This is a genomic window from Kineococcus sp. AC630 (assembly GCF_979255925.1).
The window spans coordinates 1-238 of record NZ_CEEDMJ010000145.1 but is presented as its reverse complement, the minus strand read 5'-3'; the positions used below and the strand labels follow the sequence as shown (position 1 = coordinate 238).

The 238-nt window shown below is 31.9% G+C and carries 1 pseudogene; it reads left to right on the top strand.

Features of this window, described 5'->3' with window-relative positions:
• Nucleotides 1-238, top strand: a pseudogene (locus AC0I8G_RS26185) (NADP-dependent oxidoreductase); the annotation flags it as partial.

Genomic DNA, 238 nt, shown 5'->3' with positions numbered 1-238 from the left:
ATATTATAAAAAGCGAAGGGAACATTGTTTCCATTTCAGGAATGCCGAATGCTCGCTTCGGTAAAGAATTTGGTTCAGGATTTTTCAAAACACTCTTATTTTCATTAGCAAGCAAAAAACTTACTGCACTTGAAAAAAAGCATAATGCTCAATATTCGTTTTTGTTTATGAAACCAAGCGGAGATCAATTACGTATAATTGCAAAGTATATTGAATGTGGACAAATCAAACCTATAAT